Below are 20,764 nucleotides of genomic sequence, written 5' to 3'. Positions count from 1 at the left end.
GCCCTTTTTTGCCTAATTTGTAAATTGGTTAAACAGATCATTGACAGTCTGTGCTGTTTGTTTAGAAGTAATCGCTTCCACTTGCTTAAGAAGCCGACTGCGCTCTGCATCATTAAAAATATTGACGTTCTTCCCATTCATGAGTTTGGCGACTTCAGCAGCCTGAGTTGATGTTAAGCTAACCCCATACTGTTTCGCATACCTTAACAAATCATTTGCTGTGATCTGGTTGAGCCGTTGCAGCACAATTTTTTGAATTAAGATCAATTCCATTCCTCCCCTCTGTAACAATGTATGGTCGAAAACGGAAAATGTGCAAAAAATTTAATTTTACTCTGTGAAATGATAAAATAGTAAAGAGTATAAAATGTTCATTGAAAATTTAACAAGTGTAGAAGGGAGAACGTATGGCAAATAGTAAACAGCATAGAAAGGAATCAGTGCCTCATTTTATTATGAGAATTTTTCTGATTCTAGTAGGAGCTGCATGTGCAGCAGTCAGCATTGAATTATTTTTAGTGCCAAACAATATTATTGATGGAGGCATCATCGGCATTTCGCTTATTTTGGATTATCTCTTTACAGATAACCCATTTATTAATTTTGCGACGATTGTTGTCATTTTGAATATTCCATTTATGATATCAGGATACAAACATATTGGGAAAACCTTTCTCATTTCCACTGTGATTGGGATTGTCAGCTTAGCCGTGATTGAATCTTCACTCCATCATGTAGAGGCATTTACAAATCAGCCGATCTTAGCCACTGTATTTGGAGGACTGTTACTAGGATTTGGCGTTGGACTCGTCATTCGGAATGGAGGCTCAATGGACGGAACAGAGATCTTAGGAATTCTTCTGACGAAAAAAATTCCTTTCTCCGTCGGTGAGTTTGTCATGATCGTCAATGTGTTCATTTTTATTTGGGCAGGCTTTGTCTTCGGACCAGAGCAGGCTATGTATTCTGTCATGACATATTATTTGGCAATGAAAACAATTGATGCTGTCATTCAAGGACTTGATGAAACAAAAGCTGTCATTATCGTGTCGGATTATTATGATGAAATTTCAGATGCAATTCTTCATCGTCTTGGCAGGGGAACGACAAAGCTTAGAGGAAAAGGCGGCTATACAGATGAAGAGAAAGATGTCATCTATGCCGTTGTCACAAGGCTTGAAATTACAAAGCTGAAATCCATTGTGTTTGAAATTGATGGTCAAGCATTTATTACGATTATGGATACACATGAAACAAAAGGCGGTAAGTTTAAAACAGCCATTCATTAGCTTTTATTTTACTTTTTTATTTTTCTTTTATATAATGAGACGTATGTATGGAAAAAGAAAATGGCTCTTGCCATTTTCTTTTTGTTGTATAAATCGTAATCATTCTTTTTATATTGATTAAAGGTGGAAAGATTCATGGCAAAGCCGATTATTGAAATGAAAGACATTTCGTACTCGTATGGACAGCGAAATGTCATTGATCACATTCATTTAACAGTAGAGGAAGGGAATTTTCTGGCACTCGTTGGACCGAATGGATCTGGTAAAACAACCTTATTAAAATGCCTGCTTGGGCTCATTAAACCGCAGCAAGGTGAATTAAAGCTATTTGGCACGCCTGTTTCGAAATTTAGAGACTGGGATCAAATTGGATTTGTTTCACAAAAGGCGAATAGTTTTAATACTGGTTTCCCTGCTTCTGTGTACGAGGTCGTCGCAAGTGGATTGACGGCGAAAATTGGTTTATTCAAACGAATGAGTAAGCAGGATAAATGGCAAGTTGAAGATGCCATTCGCTCAGTTGGCATACAAGATTTAAAGCACCAAAACATTGGAGAGCTTTCAGGCGGTCAGCAGCAGCGTGCATTTATTGCCCGTGCGCTCGTCAGTCAGCCAAAGCTGCTCATTTTAGATGAACCGACTGTTGGAGTGGATCAACGAACAGTAGAAGGCTTTTATCAGCTGTTAGAAACATTGAACAAAGAAAAAGGAATGTCTTTAATTCTCGTCACACATGACGTTGGAACCGTCTCTGATAAAGTCACCCATGTGGCTTGCTTAAATCAGAGCCTTCATTTCCATGGAGATGCGGAGACGTTTGATTCAATGGATGATCAGGCGTTATCTCAATTTTACGGACATGACATTCAAGTAATTCATCACGACCATCACCATCATGGGGGACATGAATAATGCTATTTCCATTTTTTCATTATGAATTTTTACAAAATGCATTTATTGCAGGAATGCTGATCGGTTTTATTGCGCCCTTACTTGGTGTATTTATTGTCGTGAGAAGGCTTTCACTTATTGCAGATGCCCTCAGTCACGTGTCACTTGCGGGGATTGCAGCGAGTCTATTCCTTGATAAAAAGTTTGGACTGCTGACAGGGGTTAGCCCGCTGTACTTAGGGATGGCTTTTTCTGTCGCCGGCTCATTGTTTATTGAACGTCTGCGATCTGTATATAAGCATTATCAGGAACTGGCGATTCCAATTATCTTATCAGGTGGTATTGGGATTTCTGTCATTTTCATTTCACTAGCGAATGGCTTTAATACAGATTTGTTTAGTTATCTGTTCGGAAGTGTCAGTGCGGTTTCGAGACTGGATCTTTGGATTATTGTTGGGATCTCACTCGTTGTTGTGTTAGTTGTTGTGCTTTTATATAAAGAATTGTTTTTGCTTTCTTTTGATGAAGAGCATGCAAAGGCTTCTGGTATTTCAGCAAAATGGATTCATTTTATTTTTATCTTAGTCGTTGCACTCGTCATTGCGGCATCGATGCGTATCGTAGGTACACTGCTTGTGTCCGCGCTCATGACGCTGCCTGTTGCGGCAAGTATTCGGATTGCCAAAGGGTTTAAACAGGCGATTTTCCTTTCGATCTTGTTCGGTGAATTGTCTGTCATGATCGGATTGATCTTAAGCTATTATCTTGATTTAGCGCCGGGCGGAACCATTGTGATGCTGTCCATTTTGATTTTAATCGGATGTATTAGTATTGGAAAATTCAGAAGGGGGAATCATCATGAACGTACAAGAAGCGCTTGATTTATTAAAGGAAAAAGGCTACAAATATACAAGCAAACGTGAAGATATGCTTCAATTGTTTTCTGATTCTGACAAATACCTAACAGCTAAAAATGTGTTAACGTCATTAAGTGAAGACTACCCGGGTCTTAGCTTCGATACGATTTATCGAAACCTTTCCTTATATGAAGACCTTGGGATATTAGAGACAACGGAATTGTCAGGGGAGAAGCTATTCCGTTTTAAATGTTCATTTTCCCATCATCATCACCACTTTATTTGTCTTGCATGCGGTAAAACAAAGGAGATCGATGCGTGTCCTATGGACAAGCTTGAAGCCGATCTAGAGAATTATCACATTAGCGGACATAAATTTGAAATATACGGTACGTGTCCTTCCTGCGAACCGAAGGAAGTTCACTCGTAAAAAGCCAGCCGCGAAGCTGGCTTTTTTGTTTGTCTTTTTGAAAACGTTTTACAAAGGTCAGCTGCTTCATTAGAATGAGATCAGGCAGGTCATACGCTCAAGCAATCTTGAGTCTTTTGGAATATAGGGAGGGGTCAAAAGTGGCATATTATGTCGTGTTCGATGCAGGCGGAACGAGAACAAAACATGGTTTAATGGATGAGGATGGGGAGCTGATCACTGGCGGTGACTATGAAACGAATTGCTGGCAGCTTGAACCGTTTTTAGAGGCAATGGAGGACGTGGTCAAGCAATATAAAAAGGCTCGAGATGTCAGCGGAATCGCCATCAGTCTTCCAGGGTTTGTGGACAGTCAAACGGGTTTTACGGAATTTGCAGGAGCAATCATTGCCTTAAATGGTCAAAATGTAAAAACGCTCTTAGAAGAAAAAACATCTCTTCGTGTCGAAGTGGAAAATGATGCGAACTGCGCAGCCCTGGCAGAAAAATATAGTGGTCATGCGATAGATTGTGACAGCTTTATTTGTATGACGATTGGTACAGGTGTTGGCGGCGGTATTTTTGCTGGAGGTCAGCTTGTTCGCGGGGCCTTCTTTCGCGGCGGTGAATTTGGCATGATGCTGACAGAAACAGAAAGCGGCCAGTTTACGACACTCAACAGCAGTGCTTCAACGGCTGGATTAATTCGAAGCTATAAAGAAAAGCAAGGAATTTCGCAAAGTAAACAAATAGACGGTCAAGCGATATTTGATAAGGCAAAGCATGATCCGTCTATTGAGAAGCTGGTGGATCAGTGGTACAAACGAATAGCCATTGGTATTTACAATGTAGCAACTGTCCTCAATCCAGAGAAAATTCTCATTGGCGGCGGGGTGAGTGCAAGGCCGGATTTGATTCCAAGCATTGAGAAACATTTACATACACTGCATGCCTGGAAGAACATTCAGGTGAAGCTGGAAGCATGCTACTATTTGAATCAGGCTGGCATGAAGGGGGCACTGTACCATTTTTTAATGAAAGAAGGACATCTTGATACACTACATTAATAAGCAGTTTGCAGACGCTGTTCGTATTGTTTAATCCATTGAGACGCTTCTTTCCAGTTATTGACGCGAATGATTCTATCGTCAATTGGCATTTGATTATAAGGTGAGTTAAAAAGAATGACCGGAATGTCAGCCTCTTTTGCAATCATTGTGGCATTGCCATGATGATCCTCGAAAAACACATCAATCTTGTGCTTTTGAACAGCTTCCAGCTTGTGATGACCGCCAACTAGCTCAATGTCATCATAGTGCACGTGATTTTCTTGAAACCACGTGTAGGTGACATCTGTGTGATGCTGCCTTCTTGCTGTGATATAAATCAGTTTGTGGTGATGTTTCATTTGATCGAGGATCTCTTTTGCACCCTCAGCAGGCTTCGCCTGTTTATAAATAAGAGGCTCATGCTGATCCATCCAGCCCCAAAATTCTTCATTTGAAATCTTTAAGAGCTTCGTCAAATCATATTCTGTCATATCATCTAGTGTAATGGCACATTGAAACGACTCATTTAAGTAGGGAACAAAGGTGTCCTGCGCCGTCACTGTGCCATCAATATCAATTCCTAAACGTAACATGCCCACACTCCTCATATTTATACTCTTAAAGTGTAACATAATCAATTCACAATTCCAGCAAGTTTTAGCAAACATGAAACAGACATTTTTGCTCATACTAAAAAAGCTCCTTTCTATTAACCACAAGGGGGAATTGATCATGGAAAGAGACGAGGATTTCAGAAGAAATGATCGTGAAATCGACACACACTTTAGTAATGATGATGGCTATTTAGAGGAAACAGCTGCTGAAATAGCAGAGCCATATCAGGCATCAAGAGATCGAGAAGACAGACGAGAACGTGACCATGTAGGTGACGATTCAGGCAGTAAGGGGATAGGCTATACAGCACTCGCGATTGCGATTATCTCATTATTTGTCTTGCCGGTGCTATTAGGGGTAGCGGCAATCGTCGTTGGTTATATTGCAAGAAGAAAAGGAGCACATGCGCTTGGCGCGTGGTCAATCGGGATCGGAATTGTTTCCGTCATCCTTGGCATATTTATCACCCCGTTCTTTTAACAAGAACAGAAAAACGCCTGACAGTGACGTCAGGCGTTTTTGCTATGCGTTCGCTTGTTTTTCTTTTTCAGCTTCCATTTTCGCATAGTGTTCTTCAGCGATTTTATCGATTTCTTTTTTCAGCTCTTCGACCATTGTTTCTTCTGGTACTTTACGCACAATTTCACCTTTACGGAACAATAGGCCTTCGCCTCTAGCGCCTGCGATTCCGATGTCAGCCTCACGTGCTTCACCTGGACCGTTTACAGCGCAGCCGAGAACAGCCACTTTAATCGGTGCTTTAATTGTAGAAATATATTCTTCGACTTCATTTGCAATGCTAATGAGATCAATTTCAATTCGGCCACAAGTTGGGCAGGAGATCAGTGTTGCTGCATTTGATGCAAGACCAAATGATTTCAACAATTCACGTGCTACTTTTACTTCTTCAACTGGGTCAGCACTTAATGAGATGCGGAGTGTGTTACCAATCCCCATATTCAAGATAGCGCCAAGTCCAGCTGCACTTTTGACTGTACCTGCAAATAACGTACCTGATTCTGTAATCCCAAGGTGAAGAGGATAATCAAAGGCTTTTGCCGCTTTTTCGTACGCCTCAATTGCAAGGTTAACATCAGATGCTTTCATACTGACAATAATGTCATGAAAGTCTAGGTCTTCTAGAATTTTAATGTGATGCAGTGCACTTTCGACCATGCCATCTGCTGTTGGGTAGCCGTATTTATCAAGAATTTTTTTCTCTAATGAACCGGCGTTTACCCCAATACGGATTGGAATGCCTTTTTCTTTTGCTGCTTTCACAACAGCTTCGACTTTTTCTCGTCTGCCGATGTTTCCTGGGTTGATGCGGATTTTGTCTGCACCTGCTTCAATGGCTTTCAGTGCAAGTTTGTAGTCAAAATGTATATCGACAACAAGCGGGATGTTAATTTGTTTTTTAATATCCGCAATCGCATTTGCTGCACGCTCATCAGGGCATGCGACACGCACGATTTGACAGCCTGCTTCTTCTAAACGTTTAATTTCAGCTACTGTCGCTTCGACATCATGTGTTTTGGTTGTTGCCATACTTTGAATGACAACCTCATTATTTCCACCTATAGTTAAAGGTCCCACTTTGACGGGACGCGTTTTAGTACGATGTGTGACTTCACTCACTTGTCAATCGCTCCTTAGTGTACACGCAATCATTTGTCATGTACGACGTGTTTTACATTTCATATTGTAACAGTCTCTTTGTATGAATGACAAGGAATTAACGTTTTATCTCTTATACACCGGAAACTTATATGTGCTGCCTGCCCGAATTTCATTTGCTTTGACGCCTTGATTCAGCTCTTCAAAATCTTCAATGACTTCATCAAGTGGCTTGCTTGTATGGACGATGGAGACGACGGTTTCACCTTGTTTCACAGTGACGTTCTTATATGCTTTTTTCTCAGCTTGTTGAAAGGCATTTGCAGGGACAGCTGGAGCATCCTCAACAGGGATGGTGCCATTTTTTAAATCAAAAAAAATAATAAAGAGAACAAACAAACTGATTAGTAAAAAAATAATACGCCGCATTTCACTCACCGCTTTTAAGAGTTTACTTCAGTGTATGCATGTCCTGAAATGATAGAACCAAAAAGAGGAGAAAAGCTGGAAAGGGTGGTTCTAGTTAGTTCTAGTAAGTCTTGTAATGAAAACCACTGGGGTAGTTAGTGTGGGTTTGTGAATTTTGTTTGAGCTGAAGTGCCACATGATGAATAGGTGCGCTTTCTCATATGGCCATTATGATAAAATAAAAGAAGGGGGAGAGTTTATGAAGAAAATAGGTCAGCATATATATGTGAGAACGCTAACAGAAAATGATGCAGAATCACTATTAACACTTGAACTCGAAAATCGCGCATATTTTCAGCAATTTACACCTTTGGTCAAAGATGATTTTTTCGGGTTATCTCGTCAAATTGAACGGATTCAGCGCAGTATGCAACGATGTGCACAAGATGAAGCTTACATGCATGGTATTTTCTTAAATGAAACAGATGCCTTAGTCGGAACGATCTCACTAAGTTCTGTCGAAAGAGGACCTATTGAAGGGGCCATGCTTGGATATGTTCTCGATCAAAATCAAGGCGGGAAGGGATATATGACAGAGGCCATTCGTTTGATCATTGATTATGCCTTTTATGAACTGCACCTCCATCGTATTGAGGCTGGAGTAAAGCCGGATAACATTGGTTCCATTCGTGTGCTTGAAAAGACAGGTTTTGAAAATGAGGGACTCAATCGTAAAAAAGTAAAGATTAATGGCGTGTGGGAGGATCACTATTTGTTTGCGATCATCCATCCAGATGAGGCATAGAGCATGAACATACATAAAAAGCTCCTCCAAGTCGGGGGAGCTTTCAGCGTGTAGACAAACCCTTGTTGTAACTACTCATTTACTTTTGACAAGTGGTTTATTTTTAGCGGGTATCTCTTTGACGACAAGATATAAGAAGATGAAGTTAATGACCCAATTTAATAAAAATGAGTTTGCAACTGGGGTGTTTAACGCACTCATAATGGCGAAAAAGACCGTCGTTAACGTGAGTGAATAGGCTGAGAGCTTCCACAGCATTTGGAAGGAAAGCTCTTTTTGCTGCATCCGTTTAATAAATGTACCAAGCATTGCAAGGAATGTCGCGCTGATGAACATGAGAGCCGCAGTTGATAGATACAGCAGCACACAAATGACTGGGATAATGATCGCTTGATTCTGGTTTATGACGCGAGCGAGTTCATCTTTTGTGAGCGTCCCGCCAAGGAGCTGGTATGGGATATCTGTCATTTGTCCATCAATGGCAATCACTGCTTTTTCTTTTAATAAAGCAATAGCCGTTTGTTTTGTTTCAAGCTCACTTGTTTTTATTTTTTCAGCAGGGTCAAAGATGATCGTGATGCCGTTCTCTTCTTTCTCTATCGGTGCACTTTGATCAGCTTGAAGCGTTCCTTTTTCGATTGAAAAGTCGGGTAAATCCTTTTTGATCACATGCTGAAATCCTGACATCGCATTCGAAATATCCTGACTCATATGATAACCCTGAGGAACAGCTGCGATGATCGAAAGGATAAAAATGAACAAAATCGCTTTTCCAATCCCTGTAAACCGTGCTCTGGCAACATCTTTTGGTGAGTAAATTCCTTTTAATAATAGACTAAATACGTTCAACCGATTCACTTCCTACATTCTTTTCTATTTCTCACATTGTATCAATGTCTATCCATCTAGTACAAGTACGGCCTTCATAGCTGGTTAAGATAGAAGGAATGAGGCATAATGTAAACAGCATATAAAAAGGAGGCGGCAGTGACTTGGACGTGCTGTATTGGATTCTGATTGGCTGTGCATTTATCATTGCGTTTGTTGGACTTGTCTATCCAATTATTCCTAGTGTTGTTTTTATGGTTCTTGGATTTATTCTATATGGTTTCTTTTTCACCTTCGAGCCGCTTACGCTGACGTTTTGGCTCATTCAAGCCATGTTTACAGCCGTATTATTTGCGGCAGATTATGTCTCAAACCTCATTGGAGTGAAGCGTTTTGGCGGCAGCCGGGCAGCCATTTGGGGAAGCACCATTGGGTTATTAATCGGTCCTTTTGTCATTCCCATTGCAGGCATTATCATTGGTCCATTTATAGGAAGTGTCATTGCAGAGCTTCTCGTTCATCAAAAAGATATGAAGACAAGTGTGAAAGTAGGGTTAGGCTCATTAATTGGGTTTGTATCGGGTGTGTTTGCCAAAGGATTGATTCAAGCACTGATGCTTGGAATCTTTTTATTTTATGTGCTTCGCTAAATCGAGAAATGGTGTTTAAAACTTTTTCTAAAGGGCTAAATACACAATAAACACTGAAATGTTTCAGATCATGAGCAATAACGTTGAAACAAGCCGTTTCTTTTGATACTCTTTGAGTAGGGTGAATTGCTTACTTACTAACTAAGGAAGCATTTCAGTACATACATTTCTAAGGAGGAATTTTACCATGGCTTTTAAACTTCCAGAATTACCATATGCTTACGATGCATTAGAACCACATATCGACAAGGAAACAATGACGATTCACCACACAAAACACCATAACACTTACGTAACAAACTTAAACAAAGCAATCGAAGGTGTATCAGCTCTTGAAGATCAATCAATCGATGAGCTAGTGGCTAACCTAAACTCTGTGCCTGAAAACATTCGTACAGCTGTACGTAACAACGGCGGAGGACATGCTAACCACTCATTATTCTGGACGCTTCTTTCACCAAACGGTGGCGGCGCACCAACTGGTGAACTTGCAGATGCAATCGAAAAAGAATTAGGCGGGTTTGAAAAATTCAAATCTGATTTCGCTGCAGCAGCTGCAGGGCGCTTTGGTTCTGGTTGGGCATGGCTTGTTGTGAACAATGGCAAACTTGAAATCACAAGCACGCCAAACCAAGATTCTCCTTTAACTGAAGGAAAAACACCAATTCTAGGACTAGACGTTTGGGAGCATGCTTACTACCTAAACTACCAAAACCGTCGTCCTGATTACATTTCTGCTTTCTGGAATGTTGTGAACTGGGATGAAGTAGCTCGCCTTTACAGCGAAGCTAAATAAATCATTTGATTCGAAAAGACCTGCTCTGAAAAGAAGCGGGTCTTTTTATATTTTCCCTCCTTTTTTTACATATCTGCCTTTTGATGAGACAGACTATTGTGTAGAAAAGGAGAATGAAATGTATGAGCAGATTAAAGAAAATGTTCGGGGACATGGATGTCACAAGAGATTTATTGCTCCTCCTCACGATTGGTGGATTATACGCACTTGCCATTGCGCTTTCGAATACGTTTGTAAACGTGTATTTATGGAAACAGTCTGGGAAATTCACAGATCTTGCGATTTATAACCTGGCGATTGTTGTGCTTCAGCCCATTACCTTTTTATTCGCTGGTCGGCTCGCTAAAAAAATAGATCGGGCGTTTGTTCTTCGTTTTGGTGTGATCTTCTTAGCCGCTTTTTACTTAATTGTTTTAATAGCAGGAGAACAAGCGGCCGCGCGGCTTGTTTTATTAGGAAGTGTCCTTGGGATCGGCTATGGTTTCTACTGGCTTGCTTTTAACGTGCTCACTTTTGAAATCACAGAGCCTGAGACAAGAGATTTCTTTAATGGATTTCTAGGGGTGCTCACATCTACAGCTGGCATGATCGGTCCACTGATCGCGGGTATTGTCATTTCTCAATTAACAGATGATACGGGCTATACAGTGATTTTTACTTTATCGCTTATTTTGTTTTCATTAGCGGTTGTGATGAGTTTTTTCCTTAAGAGAAGGCAGTCAAAAGGGAAATTTATGATCAAGCAAATTTGGAAAGAACGCCATGCGGACGAGAATTGGCGTAAGATTACAACGGCTCACTTTTTTCAAGGGCTTCGTGAAGGTGTGTTTGTCTTTTTAATTAGTGTCTTTGTGTTTATTGCGACAAACAGTGAGCTTGCTCTAGGGACATTTGGTTTAGTAAATTCAGGTGTTGCCTTTTTTGCTTATTTCTTCGCTACACGTTTGATTAAGAAAAAATGGCGGAAGAAAGCCATTATGCTTGGCGGGCTTATTTTATACGGCGCCTTATTTCTGATTATTTTTCACTTGTCCTATGTATCGCTGCTCATGTATGCAGTGGCCATAGCGATAGGGTATCCGCTCCTTCTTGTTCCTTATGTATCCTTAACATATGATGTGATCGGTCATGCTAGGTATGCAAGAAAAGCCCGAATTGAATATATTGTGGTCAGAGAGCTATTTTTAAATGCCGGCCGTATTTGTTCCATAGTCTTATTTCTTTTGTCTGTCACCCTACTAGGTGATGAGCTCGGCATTCCTGCTTCACTTGTAGTGCTTGGAGCGGGGCACACACTCATTTATTATTTTGTGAAAGATATTCATTTAAAAGAAAAAACAGCGGATATGAAAGAGACTGACGGTCAAAAGCCAGTATCTCACACGAACCTTATCAAGGGAGAAAGGTAAAATTTCTTACCAATGGAACATCAAATTTCTAGATAAATCATAGAAAAACCGCTAAAATGATGATGGCACCTTTTATACACAAAAAGGGGTGCCATTTCTTTCTTGATAGAAAAGGTGATGTGATGAGAAACAAGAAAAACAAAAAAGACGCGAAGGAAGGGCGCAAAACACTTCCAATCCGGCTGAATTTATTATTTTTGGCTGCGTTCATTATTTTTACTGGTGTTGTGGTTAGACTTGGGTTTGTGCAGATTGTCAATGGAGAGGATTATAAAAAGCAGGCAGAAAAACAAGAGGATGTGAATGTCAGCTCATCTGCTCCGCGCGGAAAAATTTATGATCGAAACTATAACACGATTGTCAGCAATAAAGCGCTAAATGCCATTACATATACGAGAACCTCGACGACTTCACAAGAAGAGCGGCTCAAAGTGGCTACAAAATTAGCGGATATGATTCATGTGAGTACGAAAAAAATCACAGACCGTGACAAAAAAGATTTCTGGATCTTAACACATCCGAATGAAGCAAAAAAGCTTGTTCAAAAGGAATCAGAATTAAAGGGTGACGATAAGGTTTCTGATGATAAACTATATGAGCTTCAACTGAAACGCATCACAGACAAGGAATTAAATCAACTGACGAAAAAAGATTTGCAAGTGCTAGCGATTAAAAGGCAGATGGATGCAGGCTATGCACTCACGCCTCAATTCATTAAAAATGAAGATGTGAAGCCAAGCGAAATTGCTTACGTCTCTGAGCATTTGGACGAGCTGCCAGGCGTTGATGTCACCACAGACTGGTCGCGCAGCTATCCTTATAAAGGACTGCTCCGCAGTATGCTCGGCAGTGTGTCCTCAAGTGATGAAGGTCTTCCGCAGTCACTCCTTGAACATTATCTATCACTCGGCTACAGCCGAAATGACCGTGTAGGAAAAAGCTATCTTGAATATCAATATGAAGATGTTTTGCAGGGCCAAAAGGAAAAAGAACAGAGTACAACCGATAAAGAGGGCAATGTCACAAGCTCTAAAGTCTTAACAGAAGGAAAGAGCGGGAAAGACCTTGTGCTCACAATTGATATTCAGCTGCAAAAAGCGGTTGAAAAAATCATTGAAAAGAACTTGAGAAGTGCGAAGCAAAGAGGTGGAACAGAGCTTCTTGACCGTGCGTTTGTTGTGATGATGGACCCGAGAAATGGAGAGGTTCTCTCGGTTGCGGGTAAACAGATTACAAACAAAAACGGAAAATACAAATTCGATGACTACGCACTAGGAACCATGACATCATCGTATGCGATGGGATCAGCAGTGAAAGGGGCAACTGTACTGACAGGATATAAAACAGGCGCGCTTCATATTGGAAGCACCCAGTATGATGAACCGCTCTATATCGCTCAGTCACCGCCAAAGAAATCCTATCAAAATATGGGACTCATTAATGATTTAACGGCACTAGAGCGTTCTTCTAACGTGTATATGTTCAAAACAGCAATTGCCATTGGGAAAGGGGAATATCGTAAGAATCAGCCGCTCCCAATTGATACGAAAGCATTTGATACGTTCCGCTACAACTTCAGTAAATTTGGTCTTGGGGTTGAAACGGGCATCGATCTGCCAAACGAAGCAACTGGCTACCGAGGAACGTCTACACAATCTGGTCTTTTACTTGACTATGCGATTGGACAATATGACACGTTTACACCGCTGCAAATGGCGCAGTACGTCTCAACGATCGCAAACGGCGGTTATCGTTTACGTCCGCAGCTAGTAAAAGAAGTCAGAGAGCCCGATCCGCAGCGCGGAATTGGAGCCGTGACGGAATCCGTTAAGCCGGATGTATTGAATAAGCTTGATATGACAAGTGATGAGATCAAGCGTGTACAGCAAGGCTTCAAGCTTGTGATGCAAAATCCAAGAGGGACAGCCTATTCAAACTTTGGCGACAAAAAGTACAATCCAGCTGGCAAAACAGGGACCGCTCAATCATTCTATGACGGCCCAATTAAAAGCAAACGCGGCACACCGACATATAACACAACACTTGTTGCGTATGCGCCTGCTGATAATCCAGAAGTGGCCATTTCCGTCGTTGTACCGTGGGTGTATCAAGACTACAACCAGCGCTATCCGATTACGAATGATATTGGTGAACAAGTATTAGACAAATACTTTGAACTGAAATCAAAACAGGAAAGCAATGATACACAAGCGAAAAACAAAAATAAAATTGAAAATGAAGCAGAAACAAATGACTAGACCTTTACTAGGTAAAAACGCTCACTTTTTGTGGGCGTTTTTTTATGTTTTCTTCAAACTTTTCGATATAAATTGACAAAAACCACAAAAAACTCCGCAATATCTCTACAACACTTCGACATTTACAAAACCTTAACATTCCATTTAAACGAAATTAATAAAGAACCTTTAATGTATTACTCGTAGGACAAATTATTCAGGGGGTATTCTTGAAATGAAAAAGAACAAATTATGGCTGCTTACTTTCCTTACTATCGCATTGTTAGCATTCGTCACAGCATGCGGAAACAGCAGCTCAAGCGGAGATTCAAAAGACAGTAAAGGAAATGCTTCAAACAAAGATGAGGCATCAGGTTCCATTACCATCTCAGGATCATCTGCGATGCAGCCTTTAGTTCTTGCGGCAGCAGAAAAATTCATGGATAAACATCCAAAAGCCGATATTCAAGTACAAGCCGGCGGTTCAGGAACAGGACTTTCTCAAGTTTCAGAAGGATCTGTACAAATTGGTAACTCAGATGTATTCGCAGAAGAGAAAGACGGAATCGACGCAAAAGCTTTAAAAGACCACAAAGTAGCAGTTGTTGGAATGGCCGCAGCTGTAAACCCTGAAGTTGGTGTCAAAGACATCACAAAGGACGAATTGAAAAAAATCTTCACTGGTAAAATCAAAAACTGGAAAGAGCTTGGCGGGAAAGACCAAAAAATCACTCTTGTGAACAGACCTGACTCTTCAGGAACTCGTGCAACATTTGTGAAATATGCGCTTGATGGTGCAACACCTGCAGAAGGAATCACAGAAGATTCTTCAAACACAGTGAAAAAATTGATTGCAGAAACACCAGGTGCGATTGGATACCTAGCATTCTCTTATTTAACAGATGACAAAATTACACCGCTTAGCATTGATGGTGTGAAACCGGAAGAAAGCAATGTGGAAAGCGGTAAATATACAATTTGGGCTTACGAGCACTCTTATACAAAAGGTGAGCCGGATGGTCTAGCAAAACAATTTTTAGATTACCTCATGAGTGACGAAGTACAAAAAGAAATCGTCAAAGACCAAGGCTACATCTCAGTTTCTAATATGAAAGTAGAAAGAGACGCAACAGGCAAACAAACAGATAAGTAATAGGTCTTGAATTGCTGATGAAGGAAAAGTGGAGCTTTTCACTTTTCCTTTTATGACATTCATAGGAGTGTAGAAAAAGATGAAGCAGATAGAACAGACAGAAGCGAGCGATCGACTGATCAGCTCGAAGAAAAATAGGCAAATGGATGAAGTAAGAGGAAGTATTTTGGTGAGATTTTGCGCATTCTTAATGATTGCTGTATCCATCGCCATCACGATCTTCCTTGGCATTAAGGGTTTACAATCTTTCATCGTAAATGGTGTAAGCCCAATTGAGTTCTTAACCAGTATCAATTGGAACCCAACAGCAGAAAACCCGCAGTACGGCGCATTTCCATTTATCTTTGGATCAATCGCCGTCACACTCCTATCGGCACTCATTGCAGCGCCGCTAGGCATCGCAGGCGCAATCTTTATGACAGAAATTGCACCTGCTTGGGGACGAAAAATTCTCCAGCCAGTCATTGAATTGCTTGTAGGGATTCCATCCGTTGTTTACGGATTCATAGGTCTTACAGTATTGGTACCGTTTATCGGACATTTCAAGTCAGGCGGCTCAGGGCATAGCGTGCTAGCAGGAACGATTGTCCTGTCTATTATGATTCTCCCAACCGTTACATCCATTGCAACTGATGCAATGGCTTCACTTCCAAAAAGTTTACGTGAGGGATCGTATGCATTAGGCGCAACAAGATGGCAAACGATCAGACGTGTTCTTGTACCAGCAGCTCTTCCGACATTAATGACAGCGGTCGTGCTTGGAATGGCAAGAGCATTTGGAGAAGCCCTTGCCGTTCAGATGGTCATTGGAAACACGCGTAATCTACCAGAGAGCATTATGGACACAGCTGGTACATTAACAACCATTATTACGTTAAATATGGGTCACACAACGTATGGAAGTGTTGAAAACAATACACTTTGGTCAATGGGACTTGTCCTTCTAGTTGTATCATTTATGTTCATACTCATTATCAGATACTTGTCGTCTAGGAGGAAGATTTAATGAATAGCAAAATGACCGATCGTTTTGCCACATTTGTTTTTGGATTATGTGCCGCCATTATTACGGCGATTCTTGTTGGTTTGTTTTCTTATATCATTTTCAACGGTGCAAAAGAATTAAATTTTGACTTTTTGACAACTCGCTCAAGTGCGATTGGCTCTGGCGGCGGTATTCGGGATCAGCTGTTTAACTCGTTTTACATTCTATTTATTACGATGCTGATCACAGTGCCCCTTGGCGTCGGCGGCGGAGTGTACATGGCGGAATATGCACCTCAAAACAAAGTCACAGATTTTATTCGTACATGTATTGAAGTGCTATCGTCACTTCCATCTATCGTCATTGGCATGTTTGGTTTACTCATGTTTGTGAATTTAACAGGCTGGGGCTATACGATCATTGGGGGAGCTCTTGCGCTCACTGTGTTTAACTTACCAGTGATGGTCAGGGTGACAGAAGACGCGCTGCGCTCTGTACCGAAGGATCAAAAGGAAGCATCACTTGCGCTCGGTGTAACGAAGTGGCATACGGTGAAGACAGTCCTTATTCCAGGTGCGATTCCTTCTATTATTACCGGTGCGATTTTAGCATCAGGAAGAGTCTTCGGGGAGGCGGCTGCTCTTCTTTTCACAGCAGGTCTCTCAACACCGCGTCTTGATTTTACAAACTGGAGTCCTTTTTCTGATACGTCACCGCTGAATATTTTCAGACCGGCCGAAACATTAGCCGTTCATATATGGAACGTCAATACACAAGGGATCATACCAGATGCAGAAGCCATTGCAAATGGTGCATCAGCCGTACTTGTGCTTTCAGTCTTATTGTTCAACTTAGCAGCTAGATGGCTTGGTTCATTTATTCATAAGAAGCTTACGTCAAAATAATGTGAGAGAGGTGTGAAGGGGATATGGTTCAAATGCTAGCAGAAAAAAAAGAGATTGCAGCAAAAAAGGCTCCACTTCAAGCGGAAGAGATTTTACAGGTGCAGGATTTAAGCATTTATTATGGTGAAAAAAGAGCGGTTAATCACATTTCATTCGAAATTGAGAAGAACGCGATTACCGCATTAATCGGCCCATCAGGCTGCGGGAAATCAACCTTTCTACGCAGCATTAACCGAATGAACGACTTGATTCCAGGCGCGAGAAGTGAAGGAGCGATCATGTACGAAGGGTTAAATATTTTGGATGACCGCATTAATGTGGTGAATTTAAGAAGAGAAATCGGCATGGTATTCCAAAAACCAAATCCATTTCCTAAATCGATCTACAACAACATTACCCATGCGTTAAAGTATGCGGGTGAAAAAAGAAAATCAGTGCTTGATGATGCGGTAGAGGAAAGCTTAACAAAGGCGGCGCTATGGGATGAGGTCAAAGACCGTCTGCACCGCTCTGCATTTTCATTATCAGGCGGTCAGCAGCAGCGCCTTTGTATTGCACGTACACTTGCGATGAAGCCTAGCGTGCTTTTATTAGATGAACCTGCTTCTGCCCTAGACCCGATCTCAAATGCAAAAATTGAAGAGTTGTTAACAGAATTAAAACATGATTATTCAATTGTCATTGTCACACACAACATGCAGCAGGCGTTACGTGTATCTGATCGTACGGCCTTTTTCCTGAACGGTGATCTAGTGGAATATGATGCGACTGAACGTATCTTTACACGTCCTGCGCAGCAAAAAACAGAAGACTATATCAATGGTCGATTTGGATAAGGCGGGTGGATTTTGATGAATGCAGTAGCAACTAAAGCAGCAGCAAAAGAAGTGTTTCGTGTGAATGATATGAACCTTTGGTATGGTCAGCACCACGCACTGAAACATATTGACTTAGCCATTAGAGAGCATGAAGTCACAGCGATTATCGGCCCATCAGGCTGCGGGAAGTCAACGTTTATTAAAACCTTGAATCTCATGGTCAAAACAGTGCCAGGTGTGAAAATCACAGGGGATATGATGTATAACGGCGACAACATCTTAAAAGGACGTGTCGATTTAGTAGAACTGCGTAAAAACGTCGGGATGGTGTTTCAAAAAGGAAATCCATTCCCTCAGTCTATCTTTGATAATGTCGTTTATGGCCCAAGAATTCATGGAGTGAAGAGCAAGCAGCAATTGAAAGAAATTGCTGAAAAAGCGCTTCGGGATGTCGCACTTTGGGATGAAGTGAAAGATCGTTTAAGTGCGCCTGCATTAGGTCTTTCCGGCGGTCAGCAGCAGCGTCTATGTATCGCAAGAGCGATTGCCACAAGCCCAGACATCCTATTAATGGATGAACCTACATCAGCGCTTGATCCTGTTTCAACATTAAAGATCGAAGAATTGATTATGAAATTGAAGGAGAAATACACGATTGTCATTGTGACGCACAATATGCAGCAAGCGGCAAGGGTATCTGATCGAACTGCCTTTTTCTTGATGGGCGAGCTTGTTGAGGTCAATGATACAAATGTGATGTTCTCAGAGCCAAACGATCAAAGAACGAATGATTATATATCTGGACGATTTGGATAATAAACATCCCCTGGAGGTCAGCGCCGCCAGGGGATTTTAGATGTTATTTTGTTAAGGCTTTGACGATTTGTTTGAATGTCATTCCTGTTTTTAAATTGAATTTGCCGGCACGAATTTCTTTATGGTAGCCTGCGTCAATCACGTAATCATTAAAATCTTTAGACGAGTTAATGATTCCGTCTTTTTCAAGCATGTCTGAAACATCACTTGTGCTCATACCGTTTTTAATCACGAATTTAACCGATTTGCCTTTTGACTTGTCCGTTGTTTGTTTATCGCTCTTAGAATCGCCGTCTTCGTTCGCTTTCAGCGCTTTTTCTTTATAATCAAGAAGCTGCTGATACGTTTCGCGGCTGACGGATACTTCTTTCTTAGAGTCTAAATAATTTTTCACGTCAGTGTCTGTCACTTTCGCTGCGAGGGTTTCTTTTGTCGTAGAATCAGCTGCTGCTTCATCTTTTCCTGTGAGGAAAAACACGATGGCCAGAACGCCAGTGGCAAGAATCATACCTGCTGCGAACGTTTGGATGCTTTTTTTCGTCATACAAGCACCCTCTCGTTGTCTTTAATGATCATGTTGACATCTTCTACAGACACATGCTCAGCGCGTGCTATCGCCTCAGGAGACATGCCATTTTGATGCTTTGAAATGATTTGTCTTGCGATAGATGGATCAATTTCTGAATGCTTGCGGACAACGATGTTTGTTTCAAGCAATTCTTCTTCAAGGACTTTCATTTTCTTTTTCAGTTTATAGATTTCTTGCATTGCAGATAGTTGAAGTGTTTCAAGTTCCTGCTCGACTTCTTTAATCGGTTCTCTTTGAAAATATGAGAATGCGATCAGTACAATACTGACAACAAGCAATCCGATAATTGCAATTTCCATGTTTCATCACCTTTTATTCATATTTTAATGCCGAAAGCCAAAAAAGGCTTTCATGATTGTTTCAGACAGTTTTCGACCCTTCTTTTTTATACCACAAAAAAGCTAGTTTCAAAAGGAATTGCTGAAGAAAATCACCTTTTTTTCATCATTTTTCTTTTTATATGTAAAACGAGTATGAAAACCTTGCTCACTGTCAAAATAAAAGAAGGCTGACAGATCAAAAAAGACAGTGGATAGAAGAGGGGTTCTCATGTATACAGTACGACAAAGGCCTGAGGTTTTATAGGGGAGCGGGCGATTTTTCATGAAATGACAGTGCAATACGGATAAGAACGCGGGTGGAATGCACGAAAAATGAAATTGGTGAAAAACATTCTAGCATTCCTAAGATAGAAGTGGTATTATAGTTAGGTCTGAATGTGAATTGATTTTAGTTTGGAGGGAAAAATATGCGCGTAAATATTACTCTAGCTTGCACTGAATGCGGTGAGCGTAACTATATTACTAAAAAGAATAAGCGAAACAATCCAGATCGCGTTGAATTCAAAAAGTATTGCTCACGTGATAAAAAACAAACTTTACATCGTGAAACAAAGTAAGCAGCAGGGAATTTTCCTGCTGTTTTTTTATGATGGGAGATGATCCTTGTGAAAAAAGAGCTTCGGCGTCAAACATTAGCAAAGCTTGAGCAGATGAGTTCTGAGGAATTTAAACAAAACACGACTTTACTATATGAGCATCTGTTTCAATTAACCGCATGGAAACAGGCGAAAACGATTGCGCTGACCATGTCTAGAGGAAAAGAGGTACCTACAAGACCTCTGATTGATAAGGCGTGGGAGGAAGGTAAAACAGTGTGCGTACCAACCTGTTTCCCGGAAACGAAAGAGATGACGTTTTATGAATATACACCGCAAACGAAGATGACATCCAGGTACTTTGGGCTATCAGAACCAGACCCTGAAACATCGGCAGCTGTACATAAAAAAGCGATCGATTTGGTGATTGTTCCTGGGGTATGCTTCGATCAGCAAGGCTACCGTATTGGATACGGTGGCGGTTATTTTGACCGTTTCTTAGCTGACTATCACGGCGTAACACTTGCTCTTTGTCTGTCTGTCCAGCAAATAGAGCATGTTCCGGCTGAAACGCACGACATACGGGTGTCTATGATTGTCAGTGAGAAAGGTCCGTTATATCATGAGTAAAAGTCCGCTGCTTACGCATAAGAGCGGACTTTTTTTGTTGATGACGTTTTACCATAGGAAAGGTGATCACTTCCGATAAAAAAGGCTGTTCATGTATAAACAAATCCTATTTAAGCCACGATACGAACATA

General features: G+C 41.0%; 25 protein-coding genes. 18 read left to right on the top strand and 7 right to left on the bottom strand.

The genetic code is table 11. The features are described 5' to 3' along the window. Positions 1-12 precede the first annotated feature (12 nt). Positions 13-267 carry a DUF2624 domain-containing protein gene (locus tag NPA43_RS11350; protein WP_034319529.1) on the bottom strand — a complete coding sequence of 85 codons (255 nt, stop codon included), beginning with the start codon at positions 265-267 and terminating at the stop codon, positions 13-15. Positions 268-407: 140 nt separating this feature from the next. Between NPA43_RS11350 and NPA43_RS11345 the strand changes: the two genes are divergently transcribed. The 5 genes from NPA43_RS11345 to NPA43_RS11325 all read left to right on the top strand — a co-directional run bounded on the left by NPA43_RS11345 (position 408) and on the right by NPA43_RS11325 (position 4,513). Continuing rightward, positions 408-1,289 carry a YitT family protein gene (locus tag NPA43_RS11345; protein ID WP_099726621.1) on the top strand — a complete coding sequence of 294 codons (882 nt, stop codon included), beginning with the start codon at positions 408-410 and terminating at the stop codon, positions 1,287-1,289. Between the two features lie 135 nt (positions 1,290-1,424). Then, complete coding sequence (locus NPA43_RS11340) at positions 1,425-2,201, top strand: metal ABC transporter ATP-binding protein (protein ID WP_099726622.1); 777 nt, start codon at positions 1,425-1,427, stop codon at positions 2,199-2,201. Continuing rightward, complete coding sequence (locus NPA43_RS11335; RefSeq protein WP_099726623.1) at positions 2,201-3,061, top strand: metal ABC transporter permease; 861 nt, start codon at positions 2,201-2,203, stop codon at positions 3,059-3,061. The genes NPA43_RS11340 and NPA43_RS11335 overlap by 1 nt, the downstream gene beginning before the upstream one ends. After that, positions 3,039-3,467, top strand: a complete 429-nt coding sequence (locus tag NPA43_RS11330) for a zinc uptake transcriptional repressor Zur (RefSeq protein WP_099726624.1) — start codon at positions 3,039-3,041, stop codon at positions 3,465-3,467. Before NPA43_RS11335 ends, NPA43_RS11330 begins: the two co-directional genes overlap by 23 nt. A gap of 140 nt (positions 3,468-3,607) precedes the next feature. Next, positions 3,608-4,513 (top strand): ROK family protein, encoded by a 906-nt coding sequence (locus NPA43_RS11325; RefSeq protein WP_230030399.1) that lies wholly within the window; start codon positions 3,608-3,610, stop codon positions 4,511-4,513. Here the strand turns inward: NPA43_RS11325 and NPA43_RS11320 are convergent. Next, positions 4,510-5,088 (bottom strand): 5' nucleotidase, NT5C type, encoded by a 579-nt coding sequence (locus tag NPA43_RS11320; protein ID WP_099726626.1) that lies wholly within the window; start codon positions 5,086-5,088, stop codon positions 4,510-4,512. The two genes, NPA43_RS11325 and NPA43_RS11320, sit on opposite strands and share 4 nt — an antisense overlap. Positions 5,089-5,227: 139 nt before the next feature. Here NPA43_RS11320 and NPA43_RS11315 point away from each other — a divergent pair, with 139 nt between their 5' ends. Further along, entirely contained in the window at positions 5,228-5,590 is a 363-nt protein-coding gene (locus NPA43_RS11315; protein WP_008342359.1) for a DUF308 domain-containing protein, read from the top strand. Positions 5,591-5,632: 42 nt separating this feature from the next. Here NPA43_RS11315 and ispG read toward each other — a convergent pair whose 3' ends face one another. Then, the gene (gene ispG / locus NPA43_RS11310) at positions 5,633-6,748 is read right to left on the bottom strand and encodes a flavodoxin-dependent (E)-4-hydroxy-3-methylbut-2-enyl-diphosphate synthase (protein WP_099726627.1); all 1,116 of its coding nucleotides are present in this window, start codon (positions 6,746-6,748) and stop codon (positions 5,633-5,635) included. A 105-nt stretch (positions 6,749-6,853) separates the two neighbouring features. Beyond that, positions 6,854-7,156 carry a hypothetical protein gene (locus NPA43_RS11305; protein ID WP_099726628.1) on the bottom strand — a complete coding sequence of 101 codons (303 nt, stop codon included), beginning with the start codon at positions 7,154-7,156 and terminating at the stop codon, positions 6,854-6,856. Between the two features lie 238 nt (positions 7,157-7,394). Here NPA43_RS11305 and NPA43_RS11300 point away from each other — a divergent pair, with 238 nt between their 5' ends. Then, a complete protein-coding gene (locus NPA43_RS11300; RefSeq protein ID WP_099726629.1) occupies positions 7,395-7,940 on the top strand; it encodes a GNAT family N-acetyltransferase in 546 nt (181 codons plus the stop codon). A 75-nt stretch (positions 7,941-8,015) separates the two neighbouring features. Here the strand turns inward: NPA43_RS11300 and NPA43_RS11295 are convergent, their stop codons facing one another. After that, positions 8,016-8,789 carry a DUF1189 domain-containing protein gene (locus NPA43_RS11295; RefSeq protein WP_099726630.1) on the bottom strand — a complete coding sequence of 258 codons (774 nt, stop codon included), beginning with the start codon at positions 8,787-8,789 and terminating at the stop codon, positions 8,016-8,018. Between the two features lie 143 nt (positions 8,790-8,932). Here NPA43_RS11295 and NPA43_RS11290 point away from each other — a divergent pair, with 143 nt between their 5' ends. The 9 genes from NPA43_RS11290 to pstB (NPA43_RS11250) all read left to right on the top strand — a co-directional run bounded on the left by NPA43_RS11290 (position 8,933) and on the right by pstB (NPA43_RS11250) (position 18,537). Next, positions 8,933-9,418 (top strand): DUF456 domain-containing protein, encoded by a 486-nt coding sequence (locus tag NPA43_RS11290; protein ID WP_099726631.1) that lies wholly within the window; start codon positions 8,933-8,935, stop codon positions 9,416-9,418. 187 nt (positions 9,419-9,605) lie between these two features. Beyond that, positions 9,606-10,214 (top strand): superoxide dismutase SodA, encoded by a 609-nt coding sequence (gene sodA, locus NPA43_RS11285; protein ID WP_099726632.1) that lies wholly within the window; start codon positions 9,606-9,608, stop codon positions 10,212-10,214. 122 nt (positions 10,215-10,336) lie between these two features. Continuing rightward, positions 10,337-11,623: an MFS transporter gene (locus tag NPA43_RS11280; protein WP_099726633.1), complete on the top strand. Its 1,287-nt coding sequence runs from the start codon at positions 10,337-10,339 to the stop codon at positions 11,621-11,623. A 122-nt stretch (positions 11,624-11,745) separates the two neighbouring features. Beyond that, on the top strand, positions 11,746-13,881 hold the full coding sequence (locus tag NPA43_RS11275; RefSeq protein ID WP_099726785.1) for a peptidoglycan D,D-transpeptidase FtsI family protein: 2,136 nt from the start codon (positions 11,746-11,748) through the stop codon (positions 13,879-13,881). Between the two features lie 214 nt (positions 13,882-14,095). After that, positions 14,096-15,013, top strand: coding sequence for a phosphate ABC transporter substrate-binding protein (locus NPA43_RS11270; protein WP_007501261.1), 918 nt, complete (start codon positions 14,096-14,098; stop codon positions 15,011-15,013). A gap of 79 nt (positions 15,014-15,092) precedes the next feature. After that, positions 15,093-16,019: a phosphate ABC transporter permease subunit PstC gene (pstC, locus tag NPA43_RS11265; protein ID WP_230030398.1), complete on the top strand. Its 927-nt coding sequence runs from the start codon at positions 15,093-15,095 to the stop codon at positions 16,017-16,019. Next, positions 16,019-16,903 (top strand): phosphate ABC transporter permease PstA, encoded by an 885-nt coding sequence (gene pstA, locus NPA43_RS11260; protein ID WP_099726634.1) that lies wholly within the window; start codon positions 16,019-16,021, stop codon positions 16,901-16,903. Before pstC ends, pstA begins: the two co-directional genes overlap by 1 nt. A 23-nt stretch (positions 16,904-16,926) precedes the next feature. After that, complete coding sequence (pstB, locus tag NPA43_RS11255) at positions 16,927-17,739, top strand: phosphate ABC transporter ATP-binding protein PstB (protein WP_099726635.1); 813 nt, start codon at positions 16,927-16,929, stop codon at positions 17,737-17,739. 15 nt (positions 17,740-17,754) lie between these two features. Further along, entirely contained in the window at positions 17,755-18,537 is a 783-nt protein-coding gene (pstB, locus tag NPA43_RS11250; protein ID WP_230030397.1) for a phosphate ABC transporter ATP-binding protein PstB, read from the top strand. Between the two features lie 43 nt (positions 18,538-18,580). On the opposite strand, the gene NPA43_RS11245 is transcribed toward pstB (NPA43_RS11250), so the two are convergent. Both NPA43_RS11245 and NPA43_RS11240 read right to left on the bottom strand, forming a co-directional pair. Beyond that, positions 18,581-19,081, bottom strand: a complete 501-nt coding sequence (locus NPA43_RS11245; protein WP_099726637.1) for an endolytic transglycosylase MltG — start codon at positions 19,079-19,081, stop codon at positions 18,581-18,583. Next, the gene (locus NPA43_RS11240) at positions 19,078-19,425 is read right to left on the bottom strand and encodes a hypothetical protein (RefSeq protein ID WP_003217285.1); all 348 of its coding nucleotides are present in this window, start codon (positions 19,423-19,425) and stop codon (positions 19,078-19,080) included. Before NPA43_RS11240 ends, NPA43_RS11245 begins: the two co-directional genes overlap by 4 nt. 449 nt (positions 19,426-19,874) lie before the next feature. Between NPA43_RS11240 and rpmG the strand changes: the two genes are divergently transcribed. Together rpmG and NPA43_RS11230 are read left to right on the top strand one after the other, a co-directional pair. Beyond that, positions 19,875-20,024, top strand: coding sequence for a 50S ribosomal protein L33 (gene rpmG, locus NPA43_RS11235; RefSeq protein WP_008360061.1), 150 nt, complete (start codon positions 19,875-19,877; stop codon positions 20,022-20,024). 48 nt (positions 20,025-20,072) lie between these two features. Next, positions 20,073-20,633 (top strand): 5-formyltetrahydrofolate cyclo-ligase, encoded by a 561-nt coding sequence (locus NPA43_RS11230; protein WP_230030396.1) that lies wholly within the window; start codon positions 20,073-20,075, stop codon positions 20,631-20,633. Positions 20,634-20,764: the final 131 nt, after the last annotated feature.

It is taken from the genome of Bacillus pumilus, assembly GCF_024498355.1.
Classification (GTDB): domain Bacteria; phylum Bacillota; class Bacilli; order Bacillales; family Bacillaceae; genus Bacillus; species Bacillus pumilus_P.
Note: the sequence above shows the minus strand (reverse complement) of the source record. Positions and strands in the feature narration are given on the sequence as shown.

Bases quoted from the DNA above. Each gene is read 5' to 3' on its own strand.
- NPA43_RS11345 (WP_099726621.1), top strand. From the start codon at position 408: ATGGCAAATAGTAAACAGCATAGAAAGGAATCAGTGCCTCATTTTATT.
- NPA43_RS11340 (WP_099726622.1), top strand. From the start codon at position 1,425: ATGGCAAAGCCGATTATTGAAATGAAAGACATTTCGTACTCGTATGGA.
- NPA43_RS11335 (WP_099726623.1), top strand. From the start codon at position 2,201: ATGCTATTTCCATTTTTTCATTATGAATTTTTACAAAATGCATTTATT.
- NPA43_RS11330 (WP_099726624.1), top strand. From the start codon at position 3,039: ATGAACGTACAAGAAGCGCTTGATTTATTAAAGGAAAAAGGCTACAAA.
- NPA43_RS11320 (WP_099726626.1), bottom strand. From the start codon at position 5,088: ATGTTACGTTTAGGAATTGATATTGATGGCACAGTGACGGCGCAGGAC.
- NPA43_RS11315 (WP_008342359.1), top strand. From the start codon at position 5,228: ATGGAAAGAGACGAGGATTTCAGAAGAAATGATCGTGAAATCGACACA.
- NPA43_RS11305 (WP_099726628.1), bottom strand. From the start codon at position 7,156: ATGCGGCGTATTATTTTTTTACTAATCAGTTTGTTTGTTCTCTTTATT.
- NPA43_RS11300 (WP_099726629.1), top strand. From the start codon at position 7,395: ATGAAGAAAATAGGTCAGCATATATATGTGAGAACGCTAACAGAAAAT.
- sodA (WP_099726632.1), top strand. From the start codon at position 9,606: ATGGCTTTTAAACTTCCAGAATTACCATATGCTTACGATGCATTAGAA.
- NPA43_RS11280 (WP_099726633.1), top strand. From the start codon at position 10,337: ATGAGCAGATTAAAGAAAATGTTCGGGGACATGGATGTCACAAGAGAT.
- NPA43_RS11275 (WP_099726785.1), top strand. From the start codon at position 11,746: ATGAGAAACAAGAAAAACAAAAAAGACGCGAAGGAAGGGCGCAAAACA.
- NPA43_RS11270 (WP_007501261.1), top strand. From the start codon at position 14,096: ATGAAAAAGAACAAATTATGGCTGCTTACTTTCCTTACTATCGCATTG.
- pstC (WP_230030398.1), top strand. From the start codon at position 15,093: ATGAAGCAGATAGAACAGACAGAAGCGAGCGATCGACTGATCAGCTCG.
- pstA (WP_099726634.1), top strand. From the start codon at position 16,019: ATGAATAGCAAAATGACCGATCGTTTTGCCACATTTGTTTTTGGATTA.
- pstB (WP_099726635.1), top strand. From the start codon at position 16,927: ATGGTTCAAATGCTAGCAGAAAAAAAAGAGATTGCAGCAAAAAAGGCT.
- pstB (WP_230030397.1), top strand. From the start codon at position 17,755: ATGAATGCAGTAGCAACTAAAGCAGCAGCAAAAGAAGTGTTTCGTGTG.
- NPA43_RS11245 (WP_099726637.1), bottom strand. From the start codon at position 19,081: ATGACGAAAAAAAGCATCCAAACGTTCGCAGCAGGTATGATTCTTGCC.
- NPA43_RS11240 (WP_003217285.1), bottom strand. From the start codon at position 19,425: ATGGAAATTGCAATTATCGGATTGCTTGTTGTCAGTATTGTACTGATC.
- rpmG (WP_008360061.1), top strand. From the start codon at position 19,875: ATGCGCGTAAATATTACTCTAGCTTGCACTGAATGCGGTGAGCGTAAC.